This is a genomic window from Micromonospora zhanjiangensis, from assembly GCF_042650605.1.
Classification (GTDB): Bacteria; Actinomycetota; Actinomycetes; order Mycobacteriales; family Micromonosporaceae; genus Micromonospora_J; species Micromonospora_J zhanjiangensis.
In genome coordinates, this window is the sequence record NZ_JBHSBN010000053.1 from 1 (window position 1) to 15,795 (window position 15,795).

At 71.0% G+C, this 15,795-nt stretch carries 17 protein-coding genes; 7 read left to right on the top strand and 10 right to left on the bottom strand.

Annotated features, from left to right (window positions below):
- Positions 1–672: 672 nt before the first annotated feature.
- A complete protein-coding gene (locus ACFOX0_RS32870) occupies positions 673–1,185 on the top strand; it encodes a GNAT family N-acetyltransferase (RefSeq protein WP_377553338.1) in 513 nt (170 codons plus the stop codon).
- Between the two features lie 25 nt (positions 1,186–1,210).
- On the opposite strand, the gene ACFOX0_RS32875 is transcribed toward ACFOX0_RS32870, so the two are convergent.
- Positions 1,211–2,134: a TetR/AcrR family transcriptional regulator C-terminal domain-containing protein gene (locus ACFOX0_RS32875; protein WP_377553340.1), complete on the bottom strand. Its 924-nt coding sequence runs from the start codon at positions 2,132–2,134 to the stop codon at positions 1,211–1,213.
- Between the two features lie 155 nt (positions 2,135–2,289).
- On the opposite strand from ACFOX0_RS32875, the gene ACFOX0_RS32880 reads away from it, so the two are divergent.
- Positions 2,290–3,507 (top strand): FAD-dependent monooxygenase, encoded by a 1,218-nt coding sequence (locus tag ACFOX0_RS32880; protein WP_377553342.1) that lies wholly within the window; start codon positions 2,290–2,292, stop codon positions 3,505–3,507.
- Between the two features lie 204 nt (positions 3,508–3,711).
- On the opposite strand, the gene ACFOX0_RS32885 is transcribed toward ACFOX0_RS32880, so the two are convergent.
- Entirely contained in the window at positions 3,712–4,335 is a 624-nt protein-coding gene (locus tag ACFOX0_RS32885; RefSeq protein WP_377553344.1) for a hypothetical protein, read from the bottom strand.
- Between the two features lie 369 nt (positions 4,336–4,704).
- Between ACFOX0_RS32885 and ACFOX0_RS32890 the strand changes: the two genes are divergently transcribed.
- Positions 4,705–6,498 carry a bifunctional metallophosphatase/5'-nucleotidase gene (locus ACFOX0_RS32890; protein ID WP_377553346.1) on the top strand — a complete coding sequence of 598 codons (1,794 nt, stop codon included), beginning with the start codon at positions 4,705–4,707 and terminating at the stop codon, positions 6,496–6,498.
- 118 nt (positions 6,499–6,616) lie between these two features.
- Here ACFOX0_RS32890 and ACFOX0_RS32895 read toward each other — a convergent pair whose 3' ends face one another.
- Positions 6,617–7,123 (bottom strand): carboxymuconolactone decarboxylase family protein, encoded by a 507-nt coding sequence (locus ACFOX0_RS32895; RefSeq protein WP_377553348.1) that lies wholly within the window; start codon positions 7,121–7,123, stop codon positions 6,617–6,619.
- A 165-nt stretch (positions 7,124–7,288) separates the two neighbouring features.
- Between ACFOX0_RS32895 and sigJ the strand changes: the two genes are divergently transcribed.
- Positions 7,289–8,233 (top strand): RNA polymerase sigma factor SigJ, encoded by a 945-nt coding sequence (gene sigJ, locus ACFOX0_RS32900; RefSeq protein WP_377553350.1) that lies wholly within the window; start codon positions 7,289–7,291, stop codon positions 8,231–8,233.
- 7 nt (positions 8,234–8,240) lie between these two features.
- Here sigJ and ACFOX0_RS32905 read toward each other — a convergent pair whose 3' ends face one another.
- From ACFOX0_RS32905 to ACFOX0_RS32915, 3 genes are all read right to left on the bottom strand, one after another.
- Positions 8,241–8,831: a dienelactone hydrolase family protein gene (locus ACFOX0_RS32905; RefSeq protein WP_377553352.1), complete on the bottom strand. Its 591-nt coding sequence runs from the start codon at positions 8,829–8,831 to the stop codon at positions 8,241–8,243.
- A 91-nt stretch (positions 8,832–8,922) separates the two neighbouring features.
- Positions 8,923–9,381, bottom strand: coding sequence for a GNAT family N-acetyltransferase (locus ACFOX0_RS32910; RefSeq protein ID WP_377553354.1), 459 nt, complete (start codon positions 9,379–9,381; stop codon positions 8,923–8,925).
- An 8-nt stretch (positions 9,382–9,389) separates the two neighbouring features.
- Positions 9,390–10,361 carry an NADP-dependent oxidoreductase gene (locus ACFOX0_RS32915; RefSeq protein WP_377553356.1) on the bottom strand — a complete coding sequence of 324 codons (972 nt, stop codon included), beginning with the start codon at positions 10,359–10,361 and terminating at the stop codon, positions 9,390–9,392.
- Positions 10,362–10,458: 97 nt separating this feature from the next.
- Between ACFOX0_RS32915 and ACFOX0_RS32920 the strand changes: the two genes are divergently transcribed.
- Positions 10,459–11,058, top strand: a complete 600-nt coding sequence (locus ACFOX0_RS32920) for a TetR/AcrR family transcriptional regulator (protein ID WP_377553358.1) — start codon at positions 10,459–10,461, stop codon at positions 11,056–11,058.
- A 268-nt stretch (positions 11,059–11,326) separates the two neighbouring features.
- On the opposite strand, the gene ACFOX0_RS32925 is transcribed toward ACFOX0_RS32920, so the two are convergent.
- The 3 genes from ACFOX0_RS32925 to ACFOX0_RS32935 form a co-directional block, all read right to left on the bottom strand.
- Positions 11,327–11,929, bottom strand: a complete 603-nt coding sequence (locus ACFOX0_RS32925) for a hypothetical protein (RefSeq protein ID WP_377553360.1) — start codon at positions 11,927–11,929, stop codon at positions 11,327–11,329.
- A 554-nt stretch (positions 11,930–12,483) separates the two neighbouring features.
- Positions 12,484–12,633 (bottom strand): hypothetical protein, encoded by a 150-nt coding sequence (locus ACFOX0_RS32930; protein WP_377553361.1) that lies wholly within the window; start codon positions 12,631–12,633, stop codon positions 12,484–12,486.
- A gap of 26 nt (positions 12,634–12,659) precedes the next feature.
- Complete coding sequence (locus ACFOX0_RS32935) at positions 12,660–13,538, bottom strand: LysR family transcriptional regulator (protein ID WP_377553363.1); 879 nt, start codon at positions 13,536–13,538, stop codon at positions 12,660–12,662.
- A gap of 105 nt (positions 13,539–13,643) precedes the next feature.
- On the opposite strand from ACFOX0_RS32935, the gene ACFOX0_RS32940 reads away from it, so the two are divergent.
- Both ACFOX0_RS32940 and ACFOX0_RS32945 read left to right on the top strand, forming a co-directional pair.
- Complete coding sequence (locus ACFOX0_RS32940; RefSeq protein WP_377553365.1) at positions 13,644–14,369, top strand: SDR family oxidoreductase; 726 nt, start codon at positions 13,644–13,646, stop codon at positions 14,367–14,369.
- Positions 14,370–14,462: 93 nt separating this feature from the next.
- A complete protein-coding gene (locus ACFOX0_RS32945) occupies positions 14,463–14,876 on the top strand; it encodes a RidA family protein (protein ID WP_377553366.1) in 414 nt (137 codons plus the stop codon).
- A gap of 90 nt (positions 14,877–14,966) precedes the next feature.
- Here ACFOX0_RS32945 and ACFOX0_RS32950 read toward each other — a convergent pair whose 3' ends face one another.
- Complete coding sequence (locus ACFOX0_RS32950; protein WP_377553368.1) at positions 14,967–15,569, bottom strand: hypothetical protein; 603 nt, start codon at positions 15,567–15,569, stop codon at positions 14,967–14,969.
- Between the last annotated feature and the right edge of the window lie 226 nt (positions 15,570–15,795).

A 15,795-nucleotide genomic window follows, 5' to 3' on the forward strand; every position in this document is an offset into this window, starting at 1 on the left:
GGCGGCCTCGGCGGCCACCGCGTGCGCGATCGGACCGGCGACCACACCACCGGCGAACGTCAGACCAGTAACCGCAAGCAGGCTCTTCCGCATCAACGTGTTCATCACAAAGCTCCAATTCGGGGGTTAGGCACCAGCCCGCCACAAGGGGGAACCACAGACCGGTGCAAGCACCACACAAACGGCGCTCAAAGAACATGGGGGAAAGAATGGGGGGGCGCCCGCGAACTGCCGGGGGGAAGGCGCTGCGGGCGCCGGCCAGGTGTAACGACCGCCAGCCGGCACCCATTCCCCGGGCGCCCGGCCCGCGCCCACCTACCGGAGCGCGCTACTGCGGTCGTACGGGAGGATTCAACGCCCCGACCCCCGCAGCGATTCCGGCCGGCGGGCCTTCATAGCGCGGACATTCGTGACCGGATGTCCGGTCCGCGCGGGTGCGCCCGCGGCGGACTCGGACAGCGGGGCCGTGCGGGGAACGGCGGTGGACGGGTCGGAACGGGGCCCCGACGTGCGCGTGGGTTACCGATGCGGGCACGACAACGTCGTTCCGGCCGATGTCACCGGTGGTGACGATCGTCGGAATTGTGTCCGGGGCGGCGGTCGGGCGGCGGTCGGGGAGCCGGGGCCGAAACCCGAGCGCGGACGGTCGGCCCGGGCGGTTAGGGTGCTGGCGTGATCGAGGTACGGGCGGCGGGGCCGGACGACGCCGCCGAGCTGGTCCGCCTGCGCGGTGTCCTGCTGACCCGCACCGGTGGGCGAGCGCCTGCCCCCGGTGAGTGGCAGCGGTTGGCGGCACAGACCCTGCGGGAACGGTTGGCCGGTCCGGACACCGACGCGACGATGGCGGCGTACGTGGTCGACGCGCCCGATCGTCCCGGCGCGCTGGTGGCCTGCGCGGTGGGCACCATCGAGTCCCGGCTCGGCGGGCCGGAGAACCCGAGCGGTCGGGTCGGTTACCTGTTCAACGTGGCGACCGATCCCGGCCACCGGCGGCGCGGCTACGCGCGGGCCTGCGTGGCGGAGTTGCTGTCCTGGTACCGCCGCCGCGACGTCCGCAAGATTGATCTCAGTGCCACCGCCGAGGCCGAGCCGCTCTACCGGTCGCTGGGGTTCACCCGCCGGAGCGAGCCGGCCATGCGGCTCACGTCGGGCCGGTCCGATTCCGGCCGGTCGACAGCCGGGTGACCGCGGTGGTCGGCCCACGATCCGATCAGGCCGGGTGGGGCAGGGCGGCGGCCACGCCGTCGAGCAGCCGGGACAGGCCGAACTCGAACAGCGTGTCGAGGTCGAAGTCGAACGGCTGGCTCAGCACGAACCGCATGGTCGGGTATTGGCCGGTGCTGATCGCCCGGTGCATGTGCTCGCCCTGGCTGTCCATCCACTCGTCGTTGGTCAATCCGGTGTCCCGCAGGGCCTGATCCTCCGCCTGCAGGCTCAGGGCCGTGCTGCGCACGTAGCCGAAGAACACGATGTGGGTCCGCATCATGTCGTTCGGTGTCAGGCCCATCTCGCGCAGCGTGCCCAGGGTCCACTCGGCGTACCGGAACAGGCTCGGCATTACCTGCGGCCGGGTCATCGACATCGCCTCGGCCGCCCACGGGTGCCGGCGGAAGACCGTCCACATGCTCCTGGCCGCCGCCTCCAGCCGGGCCCGCCAGCCGTTCGGTGCCCGCTCCGGCGGGAACTGCTCCTCGGCCAGCACCGCGTCGACCATCAGCAGGGTGAGGGCGTCCCGACCGACGACGTGCCGGTAGAGCGACATGGTGGCCACCCCCAGCTCGGTGGCCAACCGGCGCATGGTGAGCGCGGCCAGCCCTTCCGCGTCGGCGACGGTCACGGCCACCCGGACGACGCGCTCCTGGTCGAGGTCCGGTTCCCGGCGGGCCCGCCGGCTCGCGGCCGGCGCCGGGCCACCGGACCGCTCCCGGACCACCGTCCCGGCACCCGGTCGGGTGTCCACCAGTCCCTCGTCGCGGAGGACGGTGATCACCCTGGTCGCGGTGGCCATCGCGACCCCCCACTCGCGCACGATCTGCCGGGTCGACGGCACCCGCTCCCCCGGCCGCAGGTCCCCACCGTCGATCCGGGCCCTGATCTCGGCGACGATCCGCCGGTAGGGCGCTGACTCGTTCATCCGCTCTCCCGTCCTAGTGCGCTTACCCGGCCTACGGCACCGGTCTCCACCGCTTCTGCCAGCGCCATTTCGGTGCACTAGGGCGGCGCTGGCGGGACGCTGTACGCGCACTTACTGTACGCCGTACACGAGTCGTTTCGACAGAAGGAGTTGGCATGCGACGGGGCACCGTTCTCATCTCCGGCGCGGGCATCGCCGGGCCGGCCCTGGCGTACTGGCTGCGCCGGCACGGCTTCACCCCCACCATCGTCGAGCGGGCCCCGGCGCCGCGCCCGGGCGGGCAGGCGATCGACATCCGCGGCACGGCCCGCCAGGTCGTCGACCGGATGGGCGTGCTGGACGCCGTCCGGGCCCACCACACCGGTACGCACGGCATCGCGTACGTAGACGATCGCGGTCGGCGGGTGGCGACCATGGGCGGCGACCTGCTGGGCGACTCGGGCGGGATCATCGCCGAGTTGGAGATCCTGCGGTCCGACCTGGTCCGTATCCTGATGGAGGCGGGCGGCGACGGCGTGGAGTACCGCTACGGCGATCACATCACCGGCCTGGTCGACGGCGACGACGGGGTCAAGGTGACCTTCGAACGGGCCCCGGCGCAGGTGTTCGACCTGGTCGTCGGCGCCGACGGGATCCGGTCCGGGGTCCGCGCGCACGCGTTCGGCGACGAGTCCCGGTACGTCCGCGACCTCGGCTACTACTCGACCTACTTCCCCGCCCGCACGCGACTGCGGCTGGACGGCTGGGAGCTGATGCACAACCTGCCGGCCGGCAACGGCGTCGGTGGCCGGGTGACCCTGCTCTACCCGCTCGGCGACACCGGCGAGGTCCGGGCCATGCTGGCCTTCGTCACCCCGGACCGCTCGTACACCCGGCTCGACCTGGCCGGTCGGAAGGCCCTGCTGGCCCGGGTGTACGCCGGTGCCGGCTGGGAGCTGCCCCACCTGCTGGAGCAGTTGCGGGACACCGACGACCTGTACTTCGCCCGGGTTGGCGAGGTACGCGTCGACGGCTGGTCCCGGGGCCGGTCGGTGCTGCTCGGCGACGCGGCGTTCGGCGGATCGATCGGGATGGGCACCAGCATGGCGCTGGTCGGGGCGTACGTGCTGGCCGGCGAGCTGGCGGCGGCCGGCGGGGACCACCGGGTGGCGTTCGCCGCGTACGAGAACGAGATGCGTGACTACGTCGCGGCCAACCAGAAGGGGTTGCCGGGCGGGTTGCGGGGGTTCGCGCCGAGCAGCCGGGCCGGCATCTGGCTGCGCAACCAGTCGATGCGGGTGATGCCGCATCTGCCGGGGGCGAGTCGGATGATGGGTGGGATCGACAAGGCGTCCAACGCTGTCGGCCTGAAGTCTTACGGGTTGTTCGGGTGAGGTTGTGGTGGGCCGGTGGGCCCGGCTTGTGGTTGGGGGGTGGGCCGACGTGCCCGGCGTGGCCCGTCAGGCTTGATGTCCACGCCGGGCACGCCGGCCCACCCTCGCCGTGACCATCCGGGCCGCGACCAGCGGATGCCGAAAAGGGCCGGGACCCCGGTGGTACGGGGGTCCCGACCCTTTCGGTTGTTGTTACCTGCTGTGTTAGCTGTTCCAGTACTGGGTGACCAGGTCAGCGGCCTGGGTCTCCCACTGGGCGTAGGCGTCCGGGTAGGCCGACACCTGAACCTTCTGCGCGGCCACGGTCAACGGCAACTTCTCCCAACCGTCGATCTGCTTCAGACCCTTCAGGAACGCGATGGTGGAGTACTCCGGATCGGTGATCTGCTCCGGCGAACCCCAACCACTGGACGGGCGCTGCTGGAACAGACCCAACGAGTCGTGGTCGTTGGCGGCACCCAGGTGACCCAGGTTCTCCAGCTTCGACTCCTGCAGGCTCGTGGCGATCGAGATCACCGCGGCACGCTCGTCCATCCCGGCCTTCTTCGTCGCCGCCACGATCGCCTTCACGTTCGCCTTCTGCTCATCGTTCAGGCCGATCCGCGACTGCTTGCCACTCGGGGTGCCGTTCGGCATCAGCTTGTCTGCGCTTGGCTTGTCGGCCTGGGTGATGGTCTGGGTCACCGCGGCCGGCTGCATCGCCGGACGCTCACCGCCGGTGACGGTGGCCAGCGGGCCGGCCACCACACCACCGGCGAAGGCCAGCCCGGCGGCGGCCACGACGGACTTGCGGGTCAGGGCGGTCTTGGTGATCGCGGTGAAGTTCATGAGGACGTCACCTTCCTGATCGGGGGTGCGAACCGCGACGCCCATGGGGGTGGGCCCGGATTCGCGAGGGGGTGCACGACCGGGGCTGCCGACGGGCGCTCCTGCGGTCGTACGGGGGATGTAACCATGCCCGGCGGCCCGGCATTCCGGGGTGCGGGCGGCCCGGCGCGGGTCGCGGGTGTGGGGCGGGCCACGGCGGACGGCGACATAGCGGACACCCGCCTCCGGGGGGTGTGTGAACAGGCGGTATGCGGGACGTTGCGGCGGTGCGGCGACGTCGGGGGCGCTCTGGCGCGATCCGGAAACGCTGGTTATCGTGCCCGTCGGCGCCCACGAGGCGCGTTCAGACCTTTCAGGAAAGGCTCGTCGATGACCTTCCCCTCCGGCACCTCGCGGCGCAACGTGCTGGCCGTCGCGGCGGCGGCCGCGGCCGTCCCCCTGGTGGCCAGCGGTCCCGCGCGGGCGCAGCAACGGCCGTCTCAGCCGAAGACCTGGGACCTGACCGTCCTGGGCACCTCGGACACCCACGGCAACGTCTACAACTGGGACTACTACAAGGACGCCGAGTACGACGACTCGGCACACAACGACGTCGGGCTGGCCAAGGTCGCGACCCTGGTCAACCGGATTCGGGCCGAACGGCGTGGCCGGGCCACGCTGGTGCTCGACGCCGGTGACACCATCCAGGGCACCCCGCTGGCGACCTACTACGCCAAGCAGGAGCCGATCACCGAAACCCACCAGAAGCACCCGATGGCCCGCGCGATGAACGTGATCGACTACGACGCGGTCACCCTCGGCAACCACGAGTTCAACTACGGGCTGCCGCTGCTGGACCTGTGGATCCGCCAGCTCGGCTTCCCGGCGCTGGCCGCGAACGCGGTCAACGAGAAGACCGGCAAGCCGGCCTTCCTGCCGTACGTCATCAAGAAGGTGCACCTCGGCTTCGGCGCGCCCACCCTGCGGGTCGGCATCCTCGGCCTGACCAACCCCGGCGTGGCGATCTGGGACAAGGGCAACGTCGAGGGCAAGCTGCGGTTCGAGGACATGATCGCCACCGCGAGGAAGTACGTCCCGATCATGCGGGCGCGCGGCGCGGACATCGTGCTGATCTCGGCGCACGGCGGCGACAACGGCATCTCCAGCTACGGCCCGGAGCTGCCGAACGAGAACCCGACCGCGCTGATCGCCCAGCAGGTGCCGGGCATCGACGCGATCCTGTTCGGGCACGCGCACAACGAGATCCCCGAGAAGTTCGTGACCAACGAGCAGACCGGCGCGCAGGTGCTCACCTCCGAGCCGTCCAAGTGGGGCCAGCGGCTCACCCGGATGGACTTCACCCTCGCCCGGGCGGGCGGCCGCTGGACGGTCACCGCCAAGCACGCCACCATGCTGAACACCAACACGGTGGTCGAGGACCCGAAGGTCCTCGCGGCCGTCAAGGCCCAGCACACCAAGACCGTGGCGTACGTCAACCAGGTCGTCGCGCAGTCGACCACCGAGTTGTCGGCGGCGGAGTCCCGCTACCGGGACACCCCGATCCTGGACTACATCAACAAGGTGCAGACCGACGACGTCACCCGCGCCCTGGCCGGCGGCCAGTACGCCGCCCTGCCGGTGCTGTCGATCGCGGCGCCGTTCAGCCGGACCGCGGTCTTCCCCGCCGGTGACGTCAAGATCCGTGACGTGGCCGGCCTCTACATCTACGACAACACCCTCGAAGCCGTCGTGCTCAGCGGCGCCGAGGTGCGGGCCTACCTGGAGTACTCGGCGAAGTACTTCCGGACCCTCGGCCCCGGCGCGCCGGTCGACCCGGCGCAGATCAACGACCCGAACATCCCGGACTACAACTACGACGTGTTGTCCGGCGTCGACTACGACATCGACATCAGCAAGCCGGTGGGCCAGCGGATCACCACGCTCACCCACGCCGGTACGGACACCCCGGTCGGCGACGGCGAGCAGTTCGTGGTGGCGGTGAACAACTACCGGCGCAGCGGTGGCGGCAACTTCCCCGGCATCGTGAAGACCCAGGTCTACAACGAGCAGAAGGAGATCCGTCAGCTGCTCATCGACTGGGCGCAGGCCAAGGGCCGGATCGACCCGGCCGACTTCTTCCAGCAGAACTGGCGACTGGTCCGCGAGGGCGTACCGGTCTTCTGACCCTGCCGTGGCGAGCGTCCCCCGGGCCTTCCCCGGGGGACGACCGTGATGTGGCGCTGAATCGGACGCCGCTCGGGGTGAGACGCGGCGGGCCGCGCCTCACCCCGAGCCCCCGTTGTCAGGTGCGGTAGTTCTTGCCGAACGGCATGCCGGGGATCGGCCTGGCGACGAGCGCCACCGGGATGAAGAAGCAGATCTGGCTGATCACCAGGATCAGCGTCCAGAGCGCCTTGTCGTCGTAGCAGGCGGTCGCCCGGGCGTAGAGCTCGTCCGGGACGCGCTCCCCCGGCCCGTCCGGGGCGAGGATCGCCTCTACGAGTTCCAGCGCCACCCGTTCGGCGGCGGTGAAGTACGGCGCGTCCCGCCAGGACGCCACGGCGGTGATGCGTTCCTCCGTCTCCCCGGCGTTGCGCAGGTCGCCGGTCTGCCGGACCGTGTGGTACGTGCTGCCGACGATCTGTCCGGCGCGGAGCTGGACCAGGCCGATGGTGGTGCGCGGGATCGCGCCGTTGTGGACGGCTCGGGTCATGCCGGTGGCGACCTCGCCCAGCTCCGGGAAGAACTGCATCGGGTCGGGCAGCCGCGACCGGAGTTCGTCCGGCCCGGGCATCGTGTACGTGGACATCGCGGTGTGGTCCCCTTCGTTGTGCGCGTGGCCGAGACCGGTTGGTGTCTCGGTGCTCCGACGACGGCACCGCCGCGAGTGTGAGGCGGCGGGCCGACCGCACAGTTCGGCCCGGTGTTTCGTCGAACTGGTGGAGACAGCCAGATCGAAGGAGTGGTCGACATCGTGAGCAGCCAGTCCGAGCCGGGAGGGGACCGGACCGACCCGGGCCTGGGCGCGATCGCGGACGAGCGGCGGCACCTGACCAACCTGGCGTACCGGATGCTCGGCTCGCTGGCCGAGGCCGAGGACGTCGTCCAGGAAACCTACGCCCGCTGGTACGCGATGACCCCGGCGCGGCGGGCGGACATCGAGTCCCCCGGCGGCTGGCTGACGACGGTCGCCAGCCGCATCTGCCTCGACGTGCTCCGCTCGGCCCGGGTACGCCGTGAGCGCTACGTGGGCGAGTGGATCCCCGAGCCGCTGCCCGACCGGGGCGAGTGGATCAGTGGCCGGCCGGACGGTGGCACGCCCGACCCGGCCGACCGGGTCACCCTCGACGAGTCGGTCGGCATGGCCTTTCTCGTCGTGCTCGAATCGATGACCCCGGCGGAGCGGGTCACGTTCATCCTGCACGACGTCTTCTGCCACACCTTCGCGGAGGTCGCCGAGATCGTCGGCCGTACCCCGGCGGCCTGTCGCCAACTGGCGGTGTCCGCCCGCCGGCGGGTCCGCGCGGCGCGGACCGGCACGGCGCCGACGGCCCGGCAGGCCGAGGTCGTCCGGGCCTTCAAGCGGGCCTGGGAGGCCAAGGACATCGAGGCACTCGTGGGCCTGCTCGACCCGGATGCCACGGTGATCGCCGACGGCGGCGGTCTGGCCCACGCCATGCTGCACCCGATCCACGGCGCCCGGCAGATCGCCCGCTACACGATCGAGGTCGCCGCCCTGGTGCCCGACCTGACGATCCTGGAGCGGACGGTCAACGGCCAGCCCGGCCTGGTGGCCCAGCAGGACGGCGTCACCGTGACGGTGCTGGCGTTCGACGTCGCGGGCGACCGGATCACCCACCTGTGGGCGGTCCGCAACCCGGAGAAGCTCCGGCCGTGGACGGCTGGCCGGGAACGCTAGGCGGTGATCAGCCCAGCCGGTCGAGCAGCTCCAGCGAGCGGCGTACCACCAGCTCCGTGGCGTCCGCGTCGTACGACGGCAGGGAGCTGTCGGTGAACAGGTGCTTGTCGCCCGGGTAGACGTACAGCTCGGCCAGCTCCGGCCCCACGGTCTTGACCAGTTCGCGGGCGGCGTCGATGTCGCCCTCCAGGGCGAAGATCGGGTCGGCGTCCATGCCGTGGATCTGCACCGGCACCCCGGCCGGCCACGGGCCGATCGCCCACTCGCCGCTGATCGGGAGGCAGGAGTCGTAGAGCAGCGCTCCCCGCGCGCCGGGCCGGGTCTGGGCGAACCGCTGGGCCAGGGCCGCGCCGTAGGAGATGCCGGCGTACGCCAGTCCGTCCGGCAGGTCGGCCACGACGCGGGCAGCACGCTCACCGAGGGTCTGGTCGCCGATCCGCCGGGTCAGCGCCATGCCCTCCTCGAGGGTGGTCGGACGCTCGCCGTCGAACAGGTCGGGGGTGTGCACGGTGTGTCCGCCGGCCCGCAGCCGGTCGGCGAAGCCGCGCACGCCGTCGGTGAGACCCTGCACGTGGTGGAACAGCACGACTTCGGCCATCGTTACCTGCCTCCTGTTGTCGGACGTTGATCGACGGGCCGGGAGCCTAGACCGTCCCACCGACACTTTTTCGAATTCGGAAGGTGACCGGTCAGCGGCGCAGCGGCTTGCGCAGGATGTAGTTCAGGCCGAACTCGGTGTCCGACTCACGGACGTCAACGTAGCCGATCCGGTGGTAGAAGCCGTACCCGCTGATGCTGGCCCCGGTCTCCATGTGATCGTGGCCGTCCGCGGCGGCCAACTCCTCGATGTGCGTCATGAGCCGCCGCCCGATGCCCTGCCCCGCCCGGTCGGGGTCGACGAACATGGTGAACACCTTGTTGCCGTCCCGGGAGACGGTCCCGACGGGCGTGCCGGCCTCCTCCAACACCCAGACCTGCCGGACCGTCGCGAGCTGGTCGAACCGCTCGGCCGTGAAGTGCCGGCACATCCGGTCGATGACGTCCGCCGGGTAGTCCCGGCTGTTCACCTCGCGCAGGCAGCGCCGCACGATGGCGGACAGGATCGGGCCGTCGTCGGACCGGTAGGGACGGATCGTCGCAACACTCATGCCGATCATTATCGGACCGTGACGACGAGTTTCCCGGTGGTGTGCCGGCGGAGGAAGTCGGCGCAGGCCCGAGGGCCCTCGTCCAGCGTGTACCGCCGGCCGATCGTGGCCGGCAGGTCGCCGCGGGCCGCCAGCTCACCGACCTCGCGCATGCCGCCGAGGGTGCCGTCCATGTCCAGGACGAAGTGCAGCTCGACGTCCTCGCGGCCGAGCCACTCCGGTCGCGGCACCGGGAAGGTGATGGTGAGCAGCCGTCCGCCCGGACGGACGGCGGCGGCGACCCCGGTGAGCTGGTCGCTCGGCAGGGTCAGGTTCATCGCGAGGTCTACCCCGTCCGGGTACGCCGATGCGGCGTACCCGATGGTCTCCTCGGCGCCGAGGGCCCGCAGCAGGTCCGCGTCGGCGGTGGTCGCGGTGGCGACCACCCGCGCCCCCGCCGCCGCGAGCAGCGGGACCACGGCGGTGCCCACCCCGCCGGTGGCGCCGACGACCAGGACCGTCTCGCCGGGTCGCACCCGCGCGGTGGTCATCAGCGCCCGCGCGGTCAGGCCGACGGTGGGCAGGGCGGCAGCGGCTTCGATGTCGAGGCCCGCCGGCCGGTGCGCCAGGAAGGGGGTGTCGGCCTCGAAGACGGCGTACTCGGCCAGCGAGCCGGTGCTCAGCGAGGGTCGGGTCGCGCCGGCCATCGCGCGCAGCGCCCGCGGCACGGCCTGGCCGAAGATCTCGTCACCCACCCGGTACGCGGTCACGCCGGCGCCGACCTCGCTGACCGTGCCGGCGAAGTCGTTGCCCGGTACGTGCGGGAAGCTGAGCGGGACGCTGTCCCGGAATTCGCCGCCGGGCAGCCGGACGTCGGCCGGGTTGATCGAGGCGGCGGCGATCCTGACCTGGATCTGTCCCGGCCCTGGCCGGGGCGCCGGAAGGTCGGTCACCGTGTACTGCTCGGGCGGTCCGTAGCTCGTCGCGACAACTGCTCTCACGGTCTTCTCCCCACTAAACGGACCGGGCGGTCACCTTAGGTCGAGGCGCCACCGTAGCAATAAGCGGACCGGGCGGTCAACTTGTTAGGGTCGGTGCGTGACCACGACCCGACCCCTGCGCGCGGACGCCGCCCGTAACCGGCGCCTGCTGCTCGCGGCCGCGGCGGACGAGTTCGCGGAACGGGGCCTGGACGCCTCGGTCGCCGACATCGCCCACCGGGCCGGCGTCGGCAAGGGCACCGTCTTCCGCCACTTCCCGACGAAGGACGACCTGCTCGCCGCCATCGTGGTGGACCGGCTCGACGCCCTGGACACGGTCGGCGAGCGGCTGCTCGACGCGGCGGACCCGGGAGCCGCGCTGCTGGAGTTCCTCGGCGTGGCGGCCGAGCAGCAGAAGCAACGCGACCTGTCGTTCCTGCAACAGGCCGGCGAACTGACCGCCGAGGTCACCCGGGCCCGGGAACGCATGTTCGGCACCGTGCACCGGCTGGTCGACCGGGCCCGCGAGCACGGCGCCGTCCGGGCCGACGTCACCGGCACCGACGTCATCCTGCTGATGTGCGCGCCGAACCACGTCACGAGCTACCTGGCCGACGCACCGCCCGATCTGTGGCGGCGGTACCTCGCCATCATCTTCGACGGGCTGCGTCCGGAGGGCGCCCATCCGCTTCCCCACCCGCCGCCGGTCGCTCCCTGACAGGGCGGCTCGTCGGGGGTGGGTCGCTGATGTTTTCCTGGGTTGGGGTGGCGTCGGTTGGGGGGTGGGCCGGTGTGCCCGGCGTGGCCCGTCAGGCTTGATGTCCACGCCGGGCACGCCGGCCCACCCCACCGTGACTTTCGGCCGCGGCCACTGACCCCGCCGGGACCGCCCGGCGGTCACGGCCGCGACCCACGGACGCCGAAAAGGGCCGGGACCCCCGCGGTACGGGATCCCGGCCCTTCCTTGGTTCGGGTGTTCGGTTGGCTTAGCTGTTCCAGTACTGGGTGACCAGGTCAGCGGCCTGGGTCTCCCACTGGGCGTAGGCGTCCGGGTAGGCCGACACCTGAACCTTCTGCGCGGCCACGGTCAACGGCAACTTCTCCCAACCGTCGATCTGCTTCAGACCCTTCAGGAACGCGATGGTGGAGTACTCCGGATCGGTGATCTGCTCCGGCGAACCCCAACCACTGGACGGGCGCTGCTGGAACAGACCCAACGAGTCGTGGTCGTTGGCGTCACCCAGGTGACCCAGGTTCTCCAGCTTCGACTCCTGCAGGCTCGTGGCGATCGAGATCACCGCGGCACGCTCGTCCATACCGGCCTTCTTCGTCGCCGCCACGATCGCCTTCACGTTCGCCTTCTGCTCATCGTTCAGGCCGATCTGCGACTGGTTGCCGCTCGGGGTGCCGTTCGGCATCAGCTTCTCCGGGGCCGGCTTGTCCGACACCACCGCAGCCACGGCGGCCGGCTTCGCCACCGGGGTGGCGGCCTCGGCGGCCACCGCGTGCGCGATCGGACCGGCGACCACACCACCGGCGAACGTCAGACCAGTGACCGCAAGCAGGCTCTTCCGCATCAACGTGTTCATCACAAAGCTCCAATTCGGGGGTAGACACCAGCCCGCATGCTGGGGGACACGCGAACGGATGCAAGCACCACACAAACGGCGCCCAAAAGAACAAGGGGGAAAAGAATGGGGGCGCCCGCGAACTGCCGGGGGGGGGGGGGGGGGGGGGGGGGGGGGGGGGGGGGGGGGGGGGAAGGCGCTGCGGGCGCCGGCCAGATGTAACGACCGCCAGCCGGCACCCATTCCCGGAGGCTCGGCCCCGCGCCCACCTACCGGAGCGCGCTACTGCGGTCGTACAGGGGGATTCAACGCCCCGACCCCCGCAGCGATTCCGGCCCACGGGCCTTCATAGCGCGGACATCCCCGACCGGATGTCCGGATCGCGCGGCAACGGGCGGTGGCGGATCCGGACCCGCAGGCCATCGGTGGCACGGCCATCGCCGGGCCGCGATCAAGCCGTCACGTGCGCTGGACGCCGAAGCGGGCACGACAACCTCTTTTGGGCCTACATCGAATTCGTAGTAGCTACTACGAATTCGATGTAGGCCCAAAAGAAGGACCGGCCCCGACCGATGTCACCAATAGTGACCACCGCCGGCATGGTGGGTCGGGCGGCGCATCCGCAGCAGCGACGTCCGCACGCCGGTGGCGCCGGGGAGCACCATGTCGGGTATCGCCGCCTGCGTGCCGGCCGGGCGGCCGGCGTCGGGGGCGTGCGGACCCACGGCGGGACTCTCGACTGGACTGCCCATCAGCGCAAGGCGCCGACCGGGACCCCGTCATACAGACCCGTGGCGGTCCGGACAAGTCCGGCGACGGCCCGGGAACGGCTGTGCGGCGGCCAGGCGATCACGGTGGTGACCCTCGGCGCGTCCAGTACCGGCACGGCGGCGAGGTCGCCGCGCAGCAGTGCTCGCACCGACTCCGGCACGATCACGCAGGCCCGGCCCAGCGCGATCAGCTGGAGCAGTTGCGCGTGGTCGCGTACCTGCGGACCGGGGCCGTCCGGATAGCTGCCGTCCCGTCCGGGCCATCGCGGCATGGGCAGATCGGGCAGGTCGGCCACGTCGGCCATCCGCACGTGGGGCCGGGTGGTGAGCGGATGTCCGGCCGGGAGGACCACGATCTGTCCCTCGGTGCACAGCTCCTCGGTGTCGAAGCCGGCCACCGTGTCGAACGGTCGGTGCAGCAGTGCCACGTCGGCCCGGCCGTCGCGCAGCAGCCGCTCCTGCTCGCCGATCCCGCACAGGAGTACGTCGACGGCCACCGCGTCGGGTTCGGCGGCGTAGGCGTCGAGCAGTTTCGCCAGCAGCTCGCTGGATGCGCCCGCCTTCGTGACGAGGACAAGGCCGGGCTGGCCGGTGGCGGCGAGGGCCGCGCGACGGGTACGCCGGTCGGCGGCCTCGACCGCCTCCAGCGCCGCCCGGCCCTCGCGCAGCAGCACCGACCCGGCCTCGGTCAACCCGACGCTGCGGCTGGTGCGTTCCAGCAGCTCCACCCCGAGTCGGCGTTCGAGCTGGCGGATCGCCCGGGACAGCGGCGGCTGCGCCATGCCGAGCCGCCGGGCGGCCCGGCCGAAATGCAGTTCCTCGGCGACGGTGACGAAGTACCGCAGCTCCCGGGTCTCCATGCCGACCACGGTAACGCCGACACCCGACGCACTGATACCCGGAAGGTATCGCCGCCCACCGGATCGGTGTTGGAGCTCCCGTCGCGGCGCGGACAGGATCAAGACATGAGCGAACAGACCATCGCGCTGGTAACCGGCGCGAACAAGGGAATCGGGTACGAGATCGCGGCCGGCCTGGGTGCCCTCGGCTGGAGCGTCGGCGTCGGCGCCCGGGACGCGGAGCGCCGGGACGCCGCCGTCGCCAAGCTGAGGGCGGCCGGCGTCGACGCGTTCGGCGTACCGCTGGACGTGACGGACGACGCGAGCGTGGCCGCCGCGGCCACCCTGGTCGGGGACCGGGCCGGCCGCCTCGACGTGCTGGTCAACAACGCCGGCATCACCGGCGGCGTGCCGCAGGAGCCCACCCGGGTCGACCCGGCGATCGTTCGGACGGTGGTGGAGACCAACGTGATCGGCGTCATCCGGGTCACCAACGCGCTGCTGCCGTTGCTGCGCCGCTCGACGTCGCCGCGGATCGTGAACATGTCCAGCGGCGTCGGGTCGCTCACCCGACAGACCACGCCGGGCGCCGAGACCGGCCCGATCTCCGCCGCGTACTCGCCGTCGAAGACGTTCCTCAACGCCGTCACGGTTCAGTACGCCAAGGAGTTGCACGGAACGAACATTCTGATCAACGCGGCCTGCCCGGGCTACTGTGCGACCGACCTCAACGGGTACCGGGGCGTCCGTACCCCGGAACAGGGCGCGGCCGTCGCGATCCGCCTCGCGACGCTGCCCGACGACGGCCCGACCGGTCGGTTCTTCGAGGACACGGGCCCGGTGCCCTGGTGACCGTCGCCCAGCCCGTGTTTCAAGCAGCCGGACCTTGGCCGACGCCACAGGGTGTATTGGACGTATCGGCGCCGCGCACCTAGCGTTCGGCAGATGACAGAGCGACGCGCGATCCTCAGCGGCTCGACCTTCGAGGAGCAGATCGGCTATGCCCGTGCCGTAGTGGACGGCGACTGGGTGCACGTGTCCGGGACGACCGGGTTCGACTACGCCACCATGGCGATCTCCGACGACGTGGTGGAGCAGGCCGAACAGTGCCTGCGCAACATCGAGACCGCGCTCACCGAGGCGGAGTGCACCTTCGCCGACGTGGTGCGGGTGCGCTACCTGCTGCCCGACCGCGACGATTTCGAGCCCTGCTGGCCGGTCCTGCGCCGCTGCTTCGGCGACGTCCGGCCGGCCGCCACGATGCTCGTGTGCGGCCTTGCCGACCCCAGGATGAAGATCGAGATAGAGGTGTACGCGCGACGGGCACGGGCGTCAGGGGGTACCGGCGAAAATTCGTGAAGTCGATGTCGTCCCTCGGTCGCGACGCCGGGACGCCGAAAGGGCCGGGACCCCGGTGGTACGGGGGTCCCGGCCCTTTCGGTTGTTGTCTTAGCTGTTCCAGTACTGGGTGACCAGGTCAGCGGCCTGGGTCTCCCACTGGGCGTAGGCGTCCGGGTAGGCCGACACCTGAACCTTCTGCGCGGCGACGGTCAGCGGCAACTTCTCCCAACCGTCGATCTGCTTCAGACCCTTCAGGAACGCGGTGGTGGAGTACTCCGGATCGGTGATCTGCTCCGGCGAACCCCAACCACTGGACGGGCGCTGCTGGAACAGACCCAACGAGTCGTGGTCGTTGGCGTCACCCAGGTGACCCAGGTTCTCCAGCTTCGACTCCTGCAGGCTCGTGGCGATCGAGATCACCGCGGCACGCTCGCCCATACCGGCCTTCTTCGTCGCCGCCACGATCGCCTTCACGTTCGCCTTCTGCTCATCGTTCAGGCCGATCCGCGACTGGTTGCCGCTCGGGGTGCCGTTCGGCATCAGCTTCTCCGGCGACGGCTTATCCGACACCACAGCAGCCACGGCGGCCGGCTTCGCCACCGGGGTAGCGGCCTCGGCGGCCACCGCGTGCGCGATCGGACCGGCGACCACACCACCGGCGAACGTCAGACCAGTAACCGCAAGCAGACTCTTCCGCATCAACGTGTTCATCACAAAGCTCCAATTCGGGGGTAGACACCAGCCCGCACATGGGGGAACCACAGACCGGTGCAAGCACCACACAAACGGCGCCCAAAAGAACAAGGGGGAAAGAGATTGGGGGGCGCCCGCGTACTACCGGGGGGGGGGGGGGAAGGCGCTGCGGGCGCCGACCAGATGTAACGACCGCCAGCCGGCACCCATTCCCGGAGGCGCCCGGCCCGCGCCCACCTACGGG

Coding starts and splice junctions, on each gene's coding strand:
- ACFOX0_RS32875 (WP_377553340.1), bottom strand. CDS start 2,134: ATGAACGAGTCAGCGCCCTACCGGCGGATCGTCGCCGAGATCAGGGCC.
- ACFOX0_RS32880 (WP_377553342.1), top strand. CDS start 2,290: ATGCGACGGGGCACCGTTCTCATCTCCGGCGCGGGCATCGCCGGGCCG.
- ACFOX0_RS32885 (WP_377553344.1), bottom strand. CDS start 4,335: ATGAACTTCACCGCGATCACCAAGACCGCCCTGACCCGCAAGTCCGTC.
- ACFOX0_RS32890 (WP_377553346.1), top strand. CDS start 4,705: ATGACCTTCCCCTCCGGCACCTCGCGGCGCAACGTGCTGGCCGTCGCG.
- ACFOX0_RS32895 (WP_377553348.1), bottom strand. CDS start 7,123: ATGTCCACGTACACGATGCCCGGGCCGGACGAACTCCGGTCGCGGCTG.
- ACFOX0_RS32905 (WP_377553352.1), bottom strand. CDS start 8,831: ATGGCCGAAGTCGTGCTGTTCCACCACGTGCAGGGTCTCACCGACGGC.
- ACFOX0_RS32910 (WP_377553354.1), bottom strand. CDS start 9,381: ATGAGTGTTGCGACGATCCGTCCCTACCGGTCCGACGACGGCCCGATC.
- ACFOX0_RS32925 (WP_377553360.1), bottom strand. CDS start 11,929: ATGAACACGTTGATGCGGAAGAGCCTGCTTGCGGTCACTGGTCTGACG.
- ACFOX0_RS32935 (WP_377553363.1), bottom strand. CDS start 13,538: ATGGAGACCCGGGAGCTGCGGTACTTCGTCACCGTCGCCGAGGAACTG.
- ACFOX0_RS32940 (WP_377553365.1), top strand. CDS start 13,644: ATGAGCGAACAGACCATCGCGCTGGTAACCGGCGCGAACAAGGGAATC.
- ACFOX0_RS32945 (WP_377553366.1), top strand. CDS start 14,463: ATGACAGAGCGACGCGCGATCCTCAGCGGCTCGACCTTCGAGGAGCAG.
- ACFOX0_RS32950 (WP_377553368.1), bottom strand. CDS start 15,569: ATGAACACGTTGATGCGGAAGAGTCTGCTTGCGGTTACTGGTCTGACG.